We start from the raw sequence: 18,236 nt of genomic DNA, 5'->3' as shown, positions 1-18,236 counted from the left end.
TTATTTGTGAATTGGGAGTGATTAGATGTTAAAAAGAGAGCGCTTACTAACAATTAGTGAGATGGTCAATAAAAAAGGGATTTTAACGGTCAGTGAGATCATCGAACAATTGAATGTCTCTGATATGACCGTTCGTCGAGATTTGGATGAGTTAGAAAAATCAGGAAAATTATTGCGTATCCATGGCGGGGCCCAAAGTCTCACCTATACCCTCGACCAAGAATTATCACATACAGAAAAATCAGTCATGCAAATCAAAGAAAAGCAACAGATTGCAGCAACTGCTGCACAGTTGATCAATGAAGGCGATACAGTCTTTTTGGGCCCAGGAACGACGATCGAGTTATTAGCTTCTCACTTGATCCACAGAAAACTGCGGATCATTACGAATAATTACGCGGTTTTTGAAGTGTTAGCCCAAGCAGAAGTTCCCGAAATTTTGTTGATCGGTGGCGATTTTCGAAAAAACACCGGTGCATTTGTCGGCCCTATCACCAACGATAACCTCAGAAAACTGAAGTTCACCAAATCTTTTATCAGCGCTAACGGTGTGCATAATGAAGCAATCTCAACCTATAGTACTGAAGAAGGTGAAGCCCAACAAATTGCACTGAACCATTCGAAAAATAAATACTTATTAGTGGACCACCAAAAATTTAATCGCGATGACTTTTATATCTTTTATCAATTACATGATTTTGATTTATTGATTACTGATCCACACATCAAATCACATGTGAAAGATCATTATTCGCAATATGTCCAAATAAAATTAGCGGAATCGCTAGAAAATGAACTTTAGGAGTGAACGTATGAAAGGAATTATTTTTGATTTTAACGGGACGATGTTCCAAGACTCCCATTTACATGAAGCGGCTTGGGTTCAAATGATCCATCATTATTCTAAAAAAGAGCTCTCTTATGAAGACATTGTTAAAAATATCCATGGACGTACCAATAGTGAGATATTGAATTATTTTATCTCACCTACTTTATCCAAGGAAGAAGTCGAGAAACTATCAAACGAGAAAGAAGCATATTATCGCAAACTTTGCTTAGAAAAACCAGATGATTTAGTGCTTACGCAGGGATTGATCGGTACTTTGGATATATTGAAAGAGGAGAATATCCCGATCACGATCGCTACAGCGACAGTCAAAGCTAACGTTGAATTTTATTTCGAGATTTTCGATTTAGCACGATGGTTTGAATTTGATCAAGTCGTTTACGATGATAATACTTTTCCAGGTAAACCACAACCTGATATCTTTATCAAAGCTGCCCAAAAATTGGCACTTAAACCAAAAGATTGCTTGGTCATTGAAGATGCTTATTCTGGACTTTTAGCAGCCAAACGTGCAAATATCGGTACGATCATCGCCATTGATCCATTTAAAAAAAATCGCCAGTTATTCTCCAATCAAGAACTAAGAAAAGATGGTGTGATAGAAAATTTTGATGATTTCTATCTCAATTTCTTCTCCACTGCAACTTCATCAAAAAAAAGATAGACGTATGATCGTCTATCTTTTTTGTATTTATTTACGTTTTTTTCCGCCAAACGCATCTTTTACTTTATCAAAAAAACCATCTTCTTGTTGCTCTTGAACATGCATGCCACCTGCTTTAGCAAACGCACGTAAAGCTTCACGCTGTTCCTCATTGAGGTTTTTAGGAGTAATCAATTTCACACGTACATGTTGATCCCCTGTTGAACCACCACGTAAACGCGGCGCTCCTTTGCCACGTAAACGGAAGTTCGTTCCCGTTTGCGTACCAGCAGGGATTTTCAATTTGACATCCCCATGAACAGTTGGCACTTGTACTTCATCGCCTAGCGCTGCTTGCACGAAGCTTAATGGTAACTCATAATAGATCTCTGAGCCATCACGATCGAAGATATCACTTTCTTCTACTCGGAAGACTACATATAGATCTCCGAAAGGACCACCATTCTCACCTGCTTCACCTTGTCCCGCTAATCGCATTTGTTGTCCTTCTTCCACACCGGCTGGTACATTCACTTTGACCGTATGTGCTTTCTTCTCATGACCAGAGCCATGACAAGTTGGACATGGTTCTTTGATTTCTTTCCCAGTTCCCCGACACACATCACAAGTTTGGCGACTCATCACACGACCAAGTGGTGTTTGACGTTCCACATTGATCGTTCCAGAACCATGACATTTATGACAAGTCGTCGGTTGTGTTCCTGGTTTTGCACCATTTCCGCTACACGTGTGACAAATTTCTTCACGATTGTATTTGATTTCTTTTTCTACCCCAAAGATTGCTTCTTCGAAGGATAAATTGACCGTATATTGTAGATCTGATCCTTGACGAGGGGCATTTGGATCAACAGATCTTCCACCACCGCCAAAAAACGAATCAAAAATATCTTCAAACCCACCAAAGCCAGCTCCACCACCAGAGAAGCCGCCAAAGCCACCAAAGCCGCCGCCACCTGCGCCATAATTAGGATCAGTTCCAGCATGTCCGTATTGATCGTAAGCCGCACGTTTTTGTGGATCACTTAAAATCTCATAAGCCTCGGAAACTTCTTTGAATTTTTCATCAGCATCAGGCTCTTTATTGATATCTGGATGGTATTTTTTTGATAACTTTCGATAAGCTTTTTTTATTTCGTCTTCTGAAGCTCCTTTTGACAGCCCCAAGACTTCATAATAATCACGTTTTGTTGCCATAGGCTTTCCTCCTATTGGTTCTCTTCATTTCCACGTCGTTTGTTATCATATCACACTTTGATCGAAACAAAAACCGGAAAATTCGAAGTATCGACTAAAGAAGAAAAAATCGATCATTGATTTATATGGCACGAAGAAAAGAAAACATTTCTCTTCTTGATCCAAAGAAAAATCACAATTGATGACTTGTTCCTTTACACTAGTGATGCTTCTAAACTGCATAAATAGACTGTTACAAAATTATTCCCTCGGAAATAAGCCGAAGAATCGCGAAAATATGAGAAGCTATTTTCGAATTCTTCGGCTTATTCTAAGCGGGACTTGATCTCTTTAAATGAAACTAAATGAACTGATTATTTTTTGTCGTCATCGACTTCTTCAAAATCAGCATCTACGACATCATCCGCTCCGCCTTGGGCAGCTTCAGGATTTTCTTGAGCTTGTTGTTGTGCCGCTTGTTCATATAATTTAACTGTCAAGTTTTGCACGATTTCGTTCAACGCATCACGTTTTGTTTTCATTTCTTCGATGTTGTTTGCTTCTACTGCAGCTTTCAACTCGTCACGAGCTGCCTCAGCTTTTTTCACTTCTTCTTCGTCAACTTTACCTTCTAATTCTTTCAAGGTTTTATCAACAGAGAATAGCAACGCATCGACATCGTTACGTAGATCAACTTCTTCTTTACGTGCTTTATCTGCTTCAGCATTAGATTCAGCATCTTTCACCATACGTTCGATTTCTTCGTCTGTTAGACCTGAAGAAGATTTGATCGTGATTTTTTGTTCTTTTTGTGTACCTAGATCTTTTGCAGATACATTTACGATACCATTTTTATCAATATCAAATGTTACTTCGATTTGAGGGATACCGCGTGGTGCAGCTGGAATATCTGTCAATTGGAAGCGACCTAATGTTTTATTGTCCGCAGCCATTGGACGTTCCCCTTGCAATACATGGATATCTACCGCAGGTTGGTTATCCGCAGCTGTTGAGAATACTTGTGATTTACTTGTTGGAATTGTTGTATTACGATCGATCAATTTTGTAAATACGCCGCCCATCGTTTCGATACCTAATGATAATGGAGTTACATCTAGTAAAACAACGTCTTTTACATCACCAGTGATCACGCCACCTTGGATTGCTGCACCCATCGCTACAACTTCATCAGGGTTTACTGATTTGTTTGGTTCTTTTCCTGTTTCTTTTCTTACAGCTTCAACAACCGCAGGAATACGAGTTGAACCGCCGACTAAAATCACTTCATCGATTTCTGATTGTGACAAACCAGCATCTTTCAATGCTTGACGTACAGGAACTTTCGTACGTTCCACTAAGTCAGCTGTCAATTCATCAAATTTTGCACGAGTCAAAGTCATTTCTAAGTGCAATGGACCAGCATCGCCAGCTGTGATAAATGGCAAGCTGATTTGAGTGCTTGAAACACCTGAAAGGTCTTTTTTCGCTTTTTCAGCAGCGTCTTTCAAACGTTGTAAAGCCATTTTATCTTGACCTAAGTCAATGCCATTTTCTTTTTTGAATTCAGCAACCATATGATCAATGATTTTGTTATCAAAGTCATCTCCACCTAAATGGTTGTCTCCAGCAGTAGATAATACGTCGAATACGCCATCGCCTAATTCAAGGATCGATACGTCGAATGTACCACCACCAAGGTCAAATACTAAGATTTTTTCATCGCGATCTGTTTTGTCTAAACCATAAGCTAACGCTGCCGCAGTCGGTTCATTGACGATACGCTCTACTTCTAAACCTGCAATCTTACCAGCATCTTTAGTTGCTTGACGTTGTGCGTCGTTGAAGTATGCAGGAACAGTGATAACTGCTTTTTCTACTTTTTCGCCTAAATAATCTTCTGCGAATCCTTTGATGTATTGTAAGATCATTGCAGAGATTTCTTGTGGTGTATATGATTTACCTTCAACATCCACTTTATAACCAGCTTCACCAATATGGCGTTTGATGGAAGAAATCGTATTAGGGTTTGTCACTGCTTGACGTTTTGCTACTTCCCCTACTTGGATTTCACCATTTTTAAATGACACAACAGAAGGTGTTGTACGATTTCCTTCTGGATTTGCAATGATTTTTGCTTCATTTCCTTCTAATACAGCTACTGCTGAGTTTGTTGTACCTAAGTCAATTCCGATAATTTTACTCATAATCAACGTCTCCTTATCTTATTACTAAGTTGTTTGTTTCTATTCCATCATGACTTTATTGCGCAACGATAACCATTGTCGGTCTCAATACGCGGTCATGTAATTTATAGCCTTCTTGTAACACTTCAACGATCGTATCAGCAGGTAATTCGTCTGTTGCTGGTACGGTCTGAACTGCTTGATGCAATGTCGGATCAAAAGGTTCACCTTTTGCAGGAATTTTTTCGATTCCCTCTTCCTTCAATGCATGTTTCAAACTTTCAAGAACCATCTCGACACCTTTTTTCAAACTTGCACCTTGCTCATCAGATACTTCTGTTGCTAAAGCACGTTCCAAGTTGTCGATCGAAGGTAATAATTTTTTGGCTAAATCCTGTGAACGATATTTTTGCAATTGCTCTCTTTCGTTTTTACCACGATTTGCCATATTAGCGATTTCTGCTCTCGCACGCAAAAACTTGTCTTCCATTTCATCAAATTCAGCTTGGAGATTTGCAAGTTCATTTGCTTCTTCTTCCACTTCTGAAACTTCTACTTCTTCCGTTTCTGGATCTAGCTGCGTATCATTCAATTCCTGATCTAATTCTTCATGGTTTTCTTTCATGATGCAGTCTTCCTTTCATTATTCAGTCAGATGCTTGATCGCTCAAATCGAAAAAACGATCAGTCACTTTTGTGATTGTTCAAAAATCCGAGCGGTCAAGTGTGCGATAATAATCAGCGAGTTTGTGCGCCAATTCTTTTCGATAGACATCGACAAGGCCTAACATTTTGGAATATGGCATACTAGTTGGTCCTAGCAATGCGATGGTTCCACGTCCATGGCCGACGATTTCATAACTCGCTTGGATCATACTCATATTTTGCAATAGGTCATTGCCTATTTCCGAACCGATTTTGATATGTATCTTACTGTCCATCGGTACGATCATCTGTGTCAGTTCATAGGAATCTGTCATAAATGAAAACATTGACTTGAACTGATCCACATCTTGCAACGGTTCATAATCCAATAAGTTCATTTGGCCACTCACATAAACTTTATCTTCAAACGCATGACTCAATAACGTATCAAAGAGATTTGACATCCCTTCCGTTGTTTGAAAATATTTATGCAAGATCATCGGGATCTCCGTGCGTAATTTGTTGTATACAGTCACTAACGGATCTCCTACCAAACGGTCATTGACAATCCGAACCATTTTTTCTAAGTCCTGACTACCTAAGTTTTCAGGAAGAGTAAAAACTTGACTTTCAACGTTCCCATTATCAGTCACCACGATCGCAATGACCTGACGACTATTCAATGGCACGATGCGAAAACCGGTCAAACGGCGATCTTTAATCTCGGGTCCTAACGAAAAAGTAGTGTAACTAGTCAACTCAGATAAAATCTCAGCTGATTGTTTGATGATTTCGTTGATTTCATGGAATTCCTTGTTTAAAGACTGTCGAATTTGGTGCAAATCATCATTTGCTACACGAGCAGGTCGTAACAGATGATCCACATAATAACGATAACCTAGCGCAGACGGTATACGTCCAGAAGAAGAATGTGTCTTTAAAAGTAGACCTTCATCCTCTAAAGCTTTCATATCATTACGGATCGTCGCTGGACTTGCCTCGACTCCTTCCGCCATTAACGTTTTGGAACCAACGGGCACCCCACTACTCGTATAGTTTTGGATGATCAGACGTAAAATATCACTTTGTCGCTGTGTTAACATCTTTCTCACCTCTCATTAGCACTCTTAACTCCTAAGTGCTAACCCACTTATAAATATAGCAAGAAGACTAAAAAGTGTCAAGGAAAAGAACCCAATTTTTTAGCACTCTGACATCGAGAGTGCTAATCAGTTGTCAACTTGCTTAAAATACTGTCATATCAAGCATTTGCTCATAAAAAAATTGTTTAAAATCGTTTTTTATTCCGTTGTTATAAAAAACTTAAACAATCATTCAGTCGTTTACCAAGTCTTTATCTAATAAAAAACGTTCGAAGACATTATTTCCCAAAAAAGTTCCTTTTTGTGTCAAATATACTCGGTCTTCTTCATTCACTAACAACTCTTCTGATACCAACTCATCAAGGACAGATTGATACAACGTTTCAATCGATTGACCATAACGCTGTAAAAAGTGTTGCTTCTCAATGCCCACCTTTTTTCTTAAACCAAGAAACATCTCTTCCTCGATTTGATTCTTACGAGATAACTCTTCACGTTCTAATACCGGTAGCTCACCTTCACGTAACGGACGCAAATAATGTTGGATTGGACCTTTATTTCGATATCGCGTATGATCCAGATAGCCACTTGCCCCCGCGCCAAAACCAAAATAGTGATCATTATTCCAATACATCAAATTGTGTTGCGATTCATGACCAGCTAAACCAAAGTTACTGATCTCATATTGATGACGTTGATGTTTTTCCATCCCCGCAATCGTTTCTTCAAACATCCGTGTCTCTGTCTCTTGATCTGGCAACTGCAACCGTCCTTGTCGAACCCAATTCATGAACATCGTTTTATTCTCTAAAATCAATGAATAAAGAGAATAATGAGGTAAGTCTAAGACTAATGCCCGCTCCAAAGTATCAAGATAGCCTTCTAACGTCTGCCCAGGTAACGCATAGATCAAATCAATGCTGACATTTGAAAAATTTTCCGCCTCTAAAAATCTCATCGTTTCATAGACATCTTCCGCCGTATGTTTTCGACCAATTTTCTTTAATAAGCGATTATCAAAGGTCTGGACCCCCATCGATAAACGATTAACTCCATAATTTTTCATTACTTGTAGCTTTTCCCTGGTCAAATCACCAGGATTGGCTTCCACCGTAAACTCTTTTCCTTCATTAAAAGGTAAAATCTCTCTCGCCCCAGACAATAGTCGATCGAGCTGCTTAGCCGATAAAGAAGTCGGCGTTCCACCACCAACATACAGTGTCTCCAATTCATTCACCGGACGACGCTCCATCATGATCGCCATTTCCTTTAGGAGCATTTCGACATACTCATCCACTGGTTGGCCTTCCAGAAACACTTTATTGAAGTCACAGTAATAACAGATATGTTCGCAAAACGGGATATGGATATAAGCAGAAACCTTATGTTCTGCGGATTTGTTTGTTTCTTTCATTAGTTTTTCTTTCTCCTTACGTCAAAAAGTCGTACCGCTTTTCGACCACTCTTTAAACGGTGTTCAAGTGCCAACTCCTTGAAATAAGCTAGCAATTTTCAAAACATGAAAAGCTGTTTCGAAAATTGTTTTCTTATTGTCATCGGAGCTACCCAGCACTTTCACGACCTCTTATATACGCATACTATACGTATTTAGCAAACAAATCCACTAAAAAATCCAAGAATCGATTTCTTGGATCAGTTTTTCTTTAGTTGTATTGGAGACTTGATTGTAAATTTCCAGTGTGGTTTTCATGTTGACATGTCCTACACGTTCCATGACCCCCTTAATCGGCATGCCAGCTTTGGCGAGTAAAGAGATATGGGTGTAGCGAAAGGTGTGGGAACTCAAATGTTTTTGGAAAGAAGGATCTTTGGTCTTCATGATATCTTGGATAGATGGATTGCCTTGCCCGTTTAAAAACTCATTTAACGAGTGATAGACAACTGGTGTGCCGTTTTGTGTCTGGAAAATAGTAGCTGATTCAATGAATTTTTTTGAAGCATAAATCGTTCGGATCGTTGTGTATCCTTCTATACGTCACTTACTTAAAATAGCTTTATCTAGTTTATGTAGAACTCTGACCCATAAATATTTCGAAGTTGTTTTGGATTCAGAAACGTCGAATCTTACTCTTAATGAAAAAGAATTAATGAATAAAGACAAGTGATTGGAGATTATTTTCACCAACAAAAACAATCTGAATAGTTCGTTAATCAAATATAATAAAATCAACAAAATAAAAAAGCCATATCTGTCTTTCCGATATGACTTCAGTCACCCATTATAATTTATCTAACCCCACTGATTTTCGCTGCTTCCGTTTTGCCTCATCTGCTACATATTTCGTCACCTTTTTAAATTCTTTAGTTGAAGCTTTTTCTGACAAGGTAGCAATACTCTTATTATATTTTTTCACGATTTGTTGCACCTGTTCTCTCTCAGTCATGTATTCTTTCCTTAAAATTCTTCGCATAACAAATATTTCCAAATATAAAATCATTCTAAGCTTTTGTATTAAGTATACATTTAATACAACTCTTAGCAGTTCAAAACTTCAGAAATTATGTATTCAACTATTATCATGCGAATTAATATTTTTGATGGACTTCATTTCTTTTTTTAAATTCTTAAGAGAAACGATTCCAACCATCATTCCTACGAAACTAATCAATGCCCAAAAATATCTTTTTTGAAAAATCAAAATGACAGCAAAAATGAGCATAATTACCCAACAAAGTATTCCTATGTTAATTAAACGATTCATTTTTTCTTTTGTTTTTCTTCGCATTCAAGTATGCTCCTATCACGCTAAAATATAATTGTCATTCTTTCCATCAGCTCGATCTAAACCTTCCGCTAAAACACCCCCAACTGATGTACTAGCAATTGTAAGTGCAATATCGATCATACTACTTAATAAACCACTTACACCAAATCCAGCTTTAGCTAAAATTTGCTTTTCAACCATTCTAGTGATATTTTTTCTATTATTTCTCAATAATGTTCTAACTGCCGATAAATTACTCCATGCCGTCCATAGTCCAATCGCTATTAACCCTACATCGATGATACCAGCTACAAAACCAGTTGAATTCCACCAATTTTTACCTACGCCTCTCATTCGTGGATTAAATCCAGTCATTGATAAGTATTGATTGATTGCTTGTTCCATTCTTAATTCATCTTCTGCTGTTAACAATAATTCACCATTTCCATCAAATTCAGGTTGAATATCTTCATAATACTCTTTAATTTTTTCAATAGCCACTTTAGAATTATTCGCTTCTTCCAGATAAAAAACTGATGTTTCTTCAGAAGTGAAATCAGTGTCAATATTCTCAGTTTTCTCTAAATTTATCTCATTTGCTAAAAAAACCATGCTACCAGATGTTGCTAGTATAGATAAAACAAAAGTTACCACTATTACACCAATACTTACTTTGAATCCTAAACATTTCTTCTCCATTATGAATCCTCCATATAGTTTTATTGTCTTATAAGACAGTAAAACTATATATTAATAACATAGTTATTCATTGGAATCATCATAAAAAGTACTTTATGAATCATTGCATGAAAATTAGGCCAGACTGGCTTCATCTCTTCAATTGGATCATTTTCATAAGAATCATCAATTCTACTTAATTCTTTTTCATGATGGACATGAATAAATTCCTTTCCAATTTCTCTCTCCATATTTCTCCTCAAAATTAAAAGTACATACTACACAAGTGTAACCACAATGATTAAAGCATGCCTTACGTGCTTTAGGATCTCTTTCATAAACTTTGACTTTCTTACTAATCTTTTTGCCTTCTAAAAATTTAATTTTTCTATTGTTTGATTTTCAACAGCAGACAAATCGCTTGATGCTATTATTTTCAATGTTCTTGCAGTAAGTGTACTATCTTCGTAATCCATCATAACTCCTAATCCTTTATATTTAAATTTAGGACTATGACTATCTTCTTTAATGAAGATATGAACCGGAAATTTTTCGCTAATCAACTTTTGTGTTGTTAGAGAATTAATTGTTGTGTTTCTTTTAGCGTACCAATATAGTCTGCTCTCGTCTAAACGATTTACATAATCACGTTTATGCTGAATATAAATTGTAATCAGAGAGAAATAATATCAATTAAATACTAATTAAAACGTATTAGTATTAAGATAAATGCTAATGTAAAAAAACTATATAAACATAAAACCTATATTTTGTTAAATAATCTTGTGTTTTCATATAATCTGATCTTGACAAACTTTTCCCAAGGTTTTGTCGTACTAATTTTTTTATTCTCCATAAAAAGCTAATGCCTATACTAAAACACAACAGACTTAAGAAACATAAGCCTAATCGGATCGCGAAATATATCAATTTAACCTACCTACATCCTTTTCAATATGTACTGTTAAAGGCTTATTCCAAAAGATAACTATTATTTTTCTGACCATTCTAACTATAACTTCTGCAATAATTCTCTTTACCATAGTTCATAGTAGTACCAAGAAAATTTTAATTACAAAAAAAATATTAATCTTTAGAACTTTTTTTCATAATATACAAAAAATCATAAACCTTTAAACCACACGTTTAATATAACCTAATAACATCGTTATTATTCAAACTAATCATAAAAACTTATTTTGAACGCATAAACGTTAAATTTATCTCAAGCAAGTATGATAAAATCAGCAAAACAAAAAAAGCCATACACATATTTCTTGAATGACTTCAGTATCCAATCCATTTTACCCTAACCAACTAATCCTTTCTGTCTTTTATTCGCTTCATCTGCTACATATTTCATCCCAGTATAAAATTCTTTTGCTATGACAATCTCTACTAAATCAACAATACTTTTATTTTACATTTATTTACCTTTTCTTTTTCACTTCATAAGTGTATTTTTATTTAACTGATTGATAAACTACTTAGACAAAATAAAAATCAGTTGAACATCCTCCGTCTTTATACTATGTCTATAAAAAGAGGGGATGTTCAACCAACCTTGTTTTTTGGTGCGAAAAAATATAAGAGATATAAATAATTTCATGCATCTGTTCTTTTTTCGAAATCACCTATTTACAAAAGCTCATTAACACCGCCTTTTCAATCGAAAATTAAGCGGTAAAACTTGATGTTTCTGATAAAATGACTACTTGTAAATCTTTATCGGGCGGAAATATTTCTAACTCTTTCAACTTTGGCTAGAAAATGATATGCCAAGAAGTTTCAACTGGTTTTTGGATCGCTTGACCTTTTTATATTATTGAAACAGGACTGTCACATTTGCAACCACACGAACTATACGTCCATTTGGATATGAAAGCATTAGCTCTAGCTTATGTTGACCAACTTTTGATAGAACTTCAGGATTCAAAATAGTGATTGCAGGACGATCGTTTTCTTCTATATGGGTTTGCTCAACAAAATCAAATGGATCATAAGGTTCTCCTAAAATAATTTGAACTGATCGGCCAACAGGAAATGCATCTTGTATTGGTATATGCGTTTCTTTATATTGATCATACCACGTAGAATCGATCAAACTTCTCCAATCCTTTGGCATTTTGTCATACTCTGCAGAGGTCCAATACTCAACATTTAATTGACGATCAGATGTGTCATCACGTGTATTGCCAGAAACATACGTCGTTTCTCCTTTAAAACCTTCAGAAGCTTGATTCATGATCAGTAGCTCTCTTCGGCGATTGGCTGGAATATTGTGGTAATTGATAAATTTATTATCAATAAATACTCCATTAAATACATTGTCCTTTCCTGTATGTCGATTATACTCTATCCCAATCGCGTATTTATCCTGCCACTCTTTAAAATCAAACACGTTATTTGCTACTAGCCAATTCGATAACTCTGCTACTTGACCTTGAGCAAAACTATCTCCTAATCCAAATTCTGGTGTTTCATACATAATAATACCGGTATTACGTAGATAATTATTCATGATCGTGATGTTACGTCCTGATTTGAATTTAAATCCACCATAAGGTCCATTGTGCAATCCGCGAACGTGATTGCCTACAACCTGTACATTCTGTGATCCTCTTAGATAAATGGCATGATCACCTACCACACCATACCGATCCTCGTTCTCGTACATCTGCTGGAAGAAATTATCTTTTATCAAAACATTCTTCGAATTACTATATGAATTGACACCACAAGAAAGATAGTTTTGTTCGTTATGTTCAAGAGACATTTGTTTAGACTCCAACGCAGATTGTAGACGATTGATGGTTTTGATAATCTCAGGATTGCTAAAGCTCTTAATTGCTTCTAACTCATTGATCCGTAATCCAAATAGATTATCTGTAATCTGTACGTTTTCCATATATTCATATCTTCCAACCGTTGAAAAACCACCAATATAGATTGCCCGATTTTCTGTATCTGGCGTGGCATGTTCATGATCTCTCATAAATATATTATTTTGCATGGTCGCCCCATTGGATGTTTGCAGGTTGATCGGATATAAAGACACAGGATGGTAAAACACATTATCATTGATGGTAATGTTATTTGCTAAACGCGTAAAAATTCCTACTCCATCAAAAAACAATGAATGAATCTCAATATTATGGCTTGTCTGGTAATTTTCATCTGACAAATAAACGTTTTGGCCTGTTTCATTTTTCAATATCGTTGGTTTCTCTTCTTCTCCTTTGATCTTGAGACCGCTTCTTAACACTACATTTTTATTGATGATATACGTACCAGCTGGAATATATAACTGCTTTGTTAAAGAATCGGTGTGATCAATAATCGCTTGTAATTGATCTGACTGATCTTCTAAACCCTCACGTCGCAACGCGTGCTCCCCAAAAATCGTCGTATCTGTTGCATCTAACCATTCGGTGTGCTGAGCCGAAAAAGTTTTTTGGCTCTCTAACTCATTCATTGCTTCTGCGTTTATATTTGCTGGTATGCTTATTAAAAACAGAACCAGAAAACAGAACATCATTTTTAGTTGTCGTTTGTTCATTTGTCTCTCCATTCTTTTTAGCTGTGATTGGCTATCATTCTAAACAGGAAGTATTCTTTTATTTTTGGTGTTAGGTGCCTCTTGTTTTAACATACTTTAAAATAACGAACGATATCCATTTGTAGATTAGCAGATAAATAAATAGTTTAGCACTCAATAATTTCATTCACAGGTGAAAATATTGAGTGCTTTGGCAAAAAAATGGTTCAGTAACAGTTTTACCTTAATAGTATATATTCACACATGCCCTATTAGAGAAAATGATTTTACAGTGAAATCTTTAACTATTTCAGTTTATATCAAAGTAAATAAAATAATAATTTATAGCAAATATAATAACATTATATAAAAAATAATTTATAAAAAATTTTTATCTTATCTTTTTACTAAATGACAACAATAAAAAAATTCTAACTCATGTGTTGCTTTGAGTTAGAATTTTTTTATCGATTTGCTTGCGAGAAATAATTTGAAGAGCTACCTATTACCAAGTCCTGATTGCCGAAAATTATTTCGTGGAACGTTACAATCTATCCTGTAACAATATGCTTACTAATAGTTACTCCACCGCTTGTTTTTTCACATTTTGATGATAAGGACTTTGTTCAAACAGCACCTTCCCATGTGAAAAATACAATTCAGCGTCTAAACATTGCCTGTCGTTAAGTAAATCAGTTATGACATTTGCTAATTTAATTACCGCAATTCGATCAAATGCGGTGATCATCGACTGTCCAATTGCTAAATTATCTAAAACAATACTTCTATAGTCGGATAATATCGGACAAAACGTTTCCACAAAAGATTCGATTGAACTAACTGAACGGTTCAATAAAAAATGCATAGGATGGCTATTCATATGTTTCAAAAGATATTTTTTATTATTCGTTAAATCCAGTTGATTAGCAATACAAACATCGATTTCATTTGTCAAAGATAGTTCTCTTGTGACTTTACCTGTGATGGTATCGTCAATTTGGATAAACGTTACTTTTTGATGAGAATGTCCAGTATCGACGATCCGATCAATCACTTTTGTTACGCCGTTGATAAATGTATCTGAACCTACTGTATAGTCACCACTTGGGTAATCAAGATAGTTAGCTACTGGTACAGTGATTACTGAAAGTCCATGGCTACGTAGCTCATTTGCAAAAACAACACTTGAAGTCCCACCTAACAATACGAAGGAGTCGTAATTTTCCTCTTTTATCAATTGAATAAATTGATAGTTAACATGGTTAGTTTCTGAACATAAATAGGAGCAATCAAATAAATGCCAATTATTTACATTTTGACCCAGCTTTGTTTGGATATATTGTTCTTCAGAAAAATTGATTGCGAATAATTCGATTTCTTGTTCAGGTATGGAAAGCACAAGCTGTTCCACTAAACGCTCTCCCCCTTTTACATAACCTTCTATGGATAAAATGCCAACTTTTTTCGCCATATTCGTTTTCCCCTCACTGTATTCTTTCATTGAATTTCCATACTTAGTCAGTTCCAATAGCTATCTTCCTCAGTCAGTAGTAATTTCTCATGCCGATCAAATAAATAGCAGTCAGATGTAATCGGTATCATTTAATCGTAAAATTTTTTTGAAAAGTCCCTTAATTTTGCGATTTCCATTGGACAGACATATCATCTTTCCGCTTTTTTCTATTTAAGTAAAATATACCATATTTATTCCAATATAGCATAAAGGATTTTTTATTGGTAGAAAAAAGTATAGGAATACTAAAATAGTATCAATTGCGACAGAACAAATTCTGATATTTTTGTCTCATAGCAACAGCTAGAAAGCCAGGAAGACAAAGACATCTCTTCTATTGGTGATCATCGAATCTGGCTTTGGATCTATCTTCAACCAAAAAAATAAACCGTAAGTTTGACTTGCAGTCTATTTGTAACGTTCGATAACTCAAAATAAAACAGCTTTAAACTGATCACACCTTCAGCTGTAACAGCTATATTTTTTTGGTAGCAACAATTAGAGCTGTTTGATGTTGAATGATCCAACATAGAGCTAAATAATTTGCTTTTCGTTTAACAAACAATTGCTCGCTTCGACAAATCTATTAAAAAATTTTCAATAAATAAATCTGTTCCTTCTTTTGTCAATTCATTCGCGTGACTAAACTTTTCTTTTACTTTTATTTTGTTTTCTTTGAGGGTCTGTTCCTTTGTCATAAGATCGAAGATATATGTCGCTCCTTCATTCTCCAATAGAAAGATTCCCACATCTGATGACAAGTAGATTTTATTTCCTAATTTTTCATAAGCGATCGCTTTGTTTCACTTCATTTCTTTTATTCCCTTCCTATAACTCCATAACCAATAGTTCTACGATTGATTGTCTTCTTTTCACAGTAATTCTTCGAAATTGATGGTGTTCTGAATATTACTTCACTTGGAATTTTTTTCAAAAGCATTAACCGTATTACTTGTTCTTATTTCTTACACCAAATATAAGAGTCCCTTTATTCTTGACGGGTGATTGATTCTTGCATTTACTTTACATCGTAAAATAATCAAATGCGAATAAGTAGTAGTTTTCATCTCAAAATGTTATGTATACACATAAGATTCCCTATATAGATTAGATTTATCCTTCTTATCTGATCTTGGTCATCGTTAACTTACAATTGACTATTGTGAGGCAAATCATGGACGAAATCATTTACCTCACAATAAGGGGAGTTTTTTAGTGTACGAACTTCGTTTCAACCATAAAAAAAACGGTGTAAGCTTTGGTTCATTTGTTAAGCATTTAGAACAACTACATGACTTCACTTTGGATACGGTCATCTAATGTGCTTAGAGACTCTTCTCAGATCCTTTGAGCTAACTATCACCGTCCTCCTCTCTCGTATTTAGGAAAGTTGGGAATAAGTTTATTTTCATTAAACAGCTGATTCATACTATTTTCATTGATTATAGAATTTTGGACACTGAATTAAGAAGTAACTAACTATGCTATTATTGAAACACTCACAAATTTTAGAGAATGTTTTAGAAAAGTTTAGGCGGATTGTTTACAGACTTGATATTTACCTTATCGATATTTTTACAAAAGTTTAAAAACAAAACAATAATCTTCAAAAATTCATGGTTTTAATGCTTTATATTGAGTATAATAATTTGAAAGATATCCTTATTTTTTACTCTATATATTATTTTACGCTATATTTATATACTTGATAGGCAAATCATAATAGCAAGAATCATTTACCTAACTCGTAAATGGTACTAGTTATTTGTTTCTATCATTCAAGAAAACGGAGGAAGGAGAACTGATGAAAAATTATTATTCAGTCAATGAACTTGCAGAGATTCTAGGAGTAACCACTCGTTCTATACGAAATTATCTACGCGAGGGAAAACTACAGGGGATAAAGGTTGGAGGAAAATGGAAATTCTCCGAAGAAAATCTGTTAGAGTTTCTTCAGTTCTCCCTTAAAAATAAACCAAGTTTCGTAGGAACTGACCAACCAATAAATAGTGCAGTAGTCCTAAAATTCTACCTTCAGTACGAAACGTTGGAGTCATTACACCAATTTAGAGATTGTATGATCAGCTATCATCAAGATGTTTATTCAAATAAAGAAGATCGTTACTTTTTTTATAATGTCTTAGATGATACCTACGCGGAATTTATTATTAGCGGGAATTTTAACTATGTTCAAAGTTTTGGTACTTGGTTCAATGAAGCTGTTTTAAAACGAACGGATATCTCATTGACCGCACCAAAATAAAGCAATATAAGACATTTTTGTTAGTTGATGTCTTACATTGCTTTATTTTTTTAAATCAGCACAGTGATCATACTACCCCCGACAATCAAGGCTAACCCGATCAAAGTGTAGCTTAATTCTTTTTTGCTCTTCTTTTCGTGCAAAATAACCATACCACCTAATGTTGAGATCACTACGTTCAGTTGCGTGATGATATAGGCAGTAGCTACGCCATTGGCATTAGCTGAAAATATATAAGCAAATGCTGCTAAACTAAAAATGACACCAACGATCGTAGCTTTCCAACTTTTTCCATCTCCGTACGCTTTTGGTTGCTTCAAGACGACATAAATAGCCGCTGCTAAGAAAACACCTAACATTTGTGGAAAGAAGATAGCTACTCCGTCTGCATTGACTAATTTAGGTAATGCACTGTACACCCAATAACCAATACTCGTAGAAGCAAGAATCGAAATTCCTTTAGTTATCCCACCTTGTTTACTTCCCCCATCAGTTACTGCTGTTAGTGCAGAACCAATCACTAGCAAGACGATCGCTACTCCACCAATCACTTTCCCTGTTGTTCCTGCCCATTCGCCAAAAGCAAAAACACCAATCAGTGACGTTCCAACAAGCTGCATCGCAGTGGAAATAGGCATTGTTTTGGATACGCCGATCAAATTGAACGTGGTGTATTGTCCGATTTGGCCAATGACCCAAAACGCCCCTGATAAAAGACTGATCAAAAATGTAGTAATCGAAATACCAGCGGGTGCCATGAACAATTGAACAACTAGACCAACGAGTAATGCCCCAATACCTGTACCTAATATTTCATTGGTGGGACGTCCACCGATTTTTTTCAAAACCAGTGGTTGGATTCCCCAGCCAATCGCTGGTATTAATGCAATTAAGATTCCCATC

General features: G+C 35.6%; 16 protein-coding genes and 1 pseudogene. 3 read left to right on the top strand and 14 right to left on the bottom strand.

Annotation, left to right across the window (positions count from 1 at the left end; translation table 11 throughout):
- Nucleotides 1–25: 25 nt before the first annotated feature.
- Nucleotides 26–802, top strand: coding sequence for a DeoR/GlpR family DNA-binding transcription regulator (locus P3R27_RS03870; RefSeq protein ID WP_023519826.1), 777 nt, complete (start codon nucleotides 26–28; stop codon nucleotides 800–802).
- Nucleotides 803–812: 10 nt separating this feature from the next.
- Nucleotides 813–1,511, top strand: coding sequence for an HAD family hydrolase (locus P3R27_RS03865; RefSeq protein ID WP_034689612.1), 699 nt, complete (start codon nucleotides 813–815; stop codon nucleotides 1,509–1,511).
- A gap of 27 nt (nucleotides 1,512–1,538) precedes the next feature.
- Here the strand turns inward: P3R27_RS03865 and dnaJ are convergent, their stop codons facing one another.
- The 13 genes and pseudogenes from dnaJ to P3R27_RS03800 all read right to left on the bottom strand — a co-directional run bounded on the left by dnaJ (nucleotide 1,539) and on the right by P3R27_RS03800 (nucleotide 15,085).
- Nucleotides 1,539–2,705, bottom strand: coding sequence for a molecular chaperone DnaJ (gene dnaJ / locus P3R27_RS03860; protein ID WP_010735219.1), 1,167 nt, complete (start codon nucleotides 2,703–2,705; stop codon nucleotides 1,539–1,541).
- Nucleotides 2,706–3,058: 353 nt separating this feature from the next.
- Entirely contained in the window at nucleotides 3,059–4,888 is a 1,830-nt protein-coding gene (gene dnaK, locus P3R27_RS03855) for a molecular chaperone DnaK (protein ID WP_010735218.1), read from the bottom strand.
- Nucleotides 4,889–4,943: 55 nt separating this feature from the next.
- Nucleotides 4,944–5,492 carry a nucleotide exchange factor GrpE gene (grpE, locus tag P3R27_RS03850; protein ID WP_010735217.1) on the bottom strand — a complete coding sequence of 183 codons (549 nt, stop codon included), beginning with the start codon at nucleotides 5,490–5,492 and terminating at the stop codon, nucleotides 4,944–4,946.
- Between the two features lie 79 nt (nucleotides 5,493–5,571).
- A complete protein-coding gene (gene hrcA / locus P3R27_RS03845; RefSeq protein WP_034689614.1) occupies nucleotides 5,572–6,615 on the bottom strand; it encodes a heat-inducible transcriptional repressor HrcA in 1,044 nt (347 codons plus the stop codon).
- Nucleotides 6,616–6,847: 232 nt separating this feature from the next.
- A complete protein-coding gene (hemW, locus tag P3R27_RS03840; RefSeq protein WP_126134152.1) occupies nucleotides 6,848–8,029 on the bottom strand; it encodes a radical SAM family heme chaperone HemW in 1,182 nt (393 codons plus the stop codon).
- A gap of 210 nt (nucleotides 8,030–8,239) precedes the next feature.
- Nucleotides 8,240–8,560, bottom strand: a complete 321-nt coding sequence (locus P3R27_RS03835; protein WP_301357040.1) for a tyrosine-type recombinase/integrase — start codon at nucleotides 8,558–8,560, stop codon at nucleotides 8,240–8,242.
- 295 nt (nucleotides 8,561–8,855) lie between these two features.
- Nucleotides 8,856–9,020 carry a hypothetical protein gene (locus P3R27_RS03830; protein ID WP_301390116.1) on the bottom strand — a complete coding sequence of 55 codons (165 nt, stop codon included), beginning with the start codon at nucleotides 9,018–9,020 and terminating at the stop codon, nucleotides 8,856–8,858.
- 123 nt (nucleotides 9,021–9,143) lie between these two features.
- Nucleotides 9,144–9,362: a hypothetical protein gene (locus tag P3R27_RS03825; RefSeq protein WP_284592204.1), complete on the bottom strand. Its 219-nt coding sequence runs from the start codon at nucleotides 9,360–9,362 to the stop codon at nucleotides 9,144–9,146.
- Between the two features lie 15 nt (nucleotides 9,363–9,377).
- A complete protein-coding gene (locus P3R27_RS03820; RefSeq protein ID WP_034689621.1) occupies nucleotides 9,378–10,040 on the bottom strand; it encodes a hypothetical protein in 663 nt (220 codons plus the stop codon).
- A 44-nt stretch (nucleotides 10,041–10,084) separates the two neighbouring features.
- A complete protein-coding gene (locus P3R27_RS03815) occupies nucleotides 10,085–10,270 on the bottom strand; it encodes a hypothetical protein (RefSeq protein ID WP_301357576.1) in 186 nt (61 codons plus the stop codon).
- A 225-nt stretch (nucleotides 10,271–10,495) separates the two neighbouring features.
- A pseudogene (locus tag P3R27_RS15470) lies at nucleotides 10,496–10,681 on the bottom strand (DUF3427 domain-containing protein); the annotation flags it as partial.
- A gap of 1,160 nt (nucleotides 10,682–11,841) precedes the next feature.
- The gene (locus P3R27_RS03805) at nucleotides 11,842–13,578 is read right to left on the bottom strand and encodes a glycosyl hydrolase family 28-related protein (protein WP_164546243.1); all 1,737 of its coding nucleotides are present in this window, start codon (nucleotides 13,576–13,578) and stop codon (nucleotides 11,842–11,844) included.
- Nucleotides 13,579–14,137: 559 nt separating this feature from the next.
- The gene (locus P3R27_RS03800; protein ID WP_301399058.1) at nucleotides 14,138–15,085 is read right to left on the bottom strand and encodes a 6-phosphofructokinase; all 948 of its coding nucleotides are present in this window, start codon (nucleotides 15,083–15,085) and stop codon (nucleotides 14,138–14,140) included.
- 1,789 nt (nucleotides 15,086–16,874) lie between these two features.
- Between P3R27_RS03800 and P3R27_RS03795 the strand changes: the two genes are divergently transcribed.
- Complete coding sequence (locus P3R27_RS03795) at nucleotides 16,875–17,333, top strand: helix-turn-helix domain-containing protein (protein WP_034687588.1); 459 nt, start codon at nucleotides 16,875–16,877, stop codon at nucleotides 17,331–17,333.
- Nucleotides 17,334–17,383: 50 nt separating this feature from the next.
- Here P3R27_RS03795 and P3R27_RS03790 read toward each other — a convergent pair whose 3' ends face one another.
- Nucleotides 17,384–18,235: a GRP family sugar transporter gene (locus P3R27_RS03790; RefSeq protein ID WP_034687590.1), complete on the bottom strand. Its 852-nt coding sequence runs from the start codon at nucleotides 18,233–18,235 to the stop codon at nucleotides 17,384–17,386.
- Nucleotide 18,236: the final 1 nt, after the last annotated feature.

The organism is Enterococcus spodopteracolus (genome assembly GCF_030441955.1).
In the GTDB taxonomy this organism is placed as follows: Bacteria; Bacillota; Bacilli; order Lactobacillales; family Enterococcaceae; genus Enterococcus_B; species Enterococcus_B spodopteracolus.
This window is presented reverse-complemented; position numbering and strand designations above follow the sequence as displayed.

What these genes read in the sequence shown, in the direction of transcription:
- P3R27_RS03805 (WP_164546243.1), bottom strand. Translation starts at nt 13,578, where the DNA reads ATGAACAAACGACAACTAAAAATGATGTTCTGTTTTCTGGTTCTGTTT.
- dnaJ (WP_010735219.1), bottom strand. Translation starts at nt 2,705, where the DNA reads ATGGCAACAAAACGTGATTATTATGAAGTCTTGGGGCTGTCAAAAGGA.
- P3R27_RS03865 (WP_034689612.1), top strand. Translation starts at nt 813, where the DNA reads ATGAAAGGAATTATTTTTGATTTTAACGGGACGATGTTCCAAGACTCC.
- grpE (WP_010735217.1), bottom strand. Translation starts at nt 5,492, where the DNA reads ATGAAAGAAAACCATGAAGAATTAGATCAGGAATTGAATGATACGCAG.
- hrcA (WP_034689614.1), bottom strand. Translation starts at nt 6,615, where the DNA reads ATGTTAACACAGCGACAAAGTGATATTTTACGTCTGATCATCCAAAAC.
- P3R27_RS03870 (WP_023519826.1), top strand. Translation starts at nt 26, where the DNA reads ATGTTAAAAAGAGAGCGCTTACTAACAATTAGTGAGATGGTCAATAAA.
- P3R27_RS03815 (WP_301357576.1), bottom strand. Translation starts at nt 10,270, where the DNA reads ATGGAGAGAGAAATTGGAAAGGAATTTATTCATGTCCATCATGAAAAA.
- P3R27_RS03790 (WP_034687590.1), bottom strand. Translation starts at nt 18,235, where the DNA reads ATGGGAATCTTAATTGCATTAATACCAGCGATTGGCTGGGGAATCCAA.
- P3R27_RS03795 (WP_034687588.1), top strand. Translation starts at nt 16,875, where the DNA reads ATGAAAAATTATTATTCAGTCAATGAACTTGCAGAGATTCTAGGAGTA.
- P3R27_RS03830 (WP_301390116.1), bottom strand. Translation starts at nt 9,020, where the DNA reads ATGACTGAGAGAGAACAGGTGCAACAAATCGTGAAAAAATATAATAAG.
- hemW (WP_126134152.1), bottom strand. Translation starts at nt 8,029, where the DNA reads ATGAAAGAAACAAACAAATCCGCAGAACATAAGGTTTCTGCTTATATC.
- P3R27_RS03825 (WP_284592204.1), bottom strand. Translation starts at nt 9,362, where the DNA reads ATGCGAAGAAAAACAAAAGAAAAAATGAATCGTTTAATTAACATAGGA.
- dnaK (WP_010735218.1), bottom strand. Translation starts at nt 4,888, where the DNA reads ATGAGTAAAATTATCGGAATTGACTTAGGTACAACAAACTCAGCAGTA.
- P3R27_RS03820 (WP_034689621.1), bottom strand. Translation starts at nt 10,040, where the DNA reads ATGGAGAAGAAATGTTTAGGATTCAAAGTAAGTATTGGTGTAATAGTG.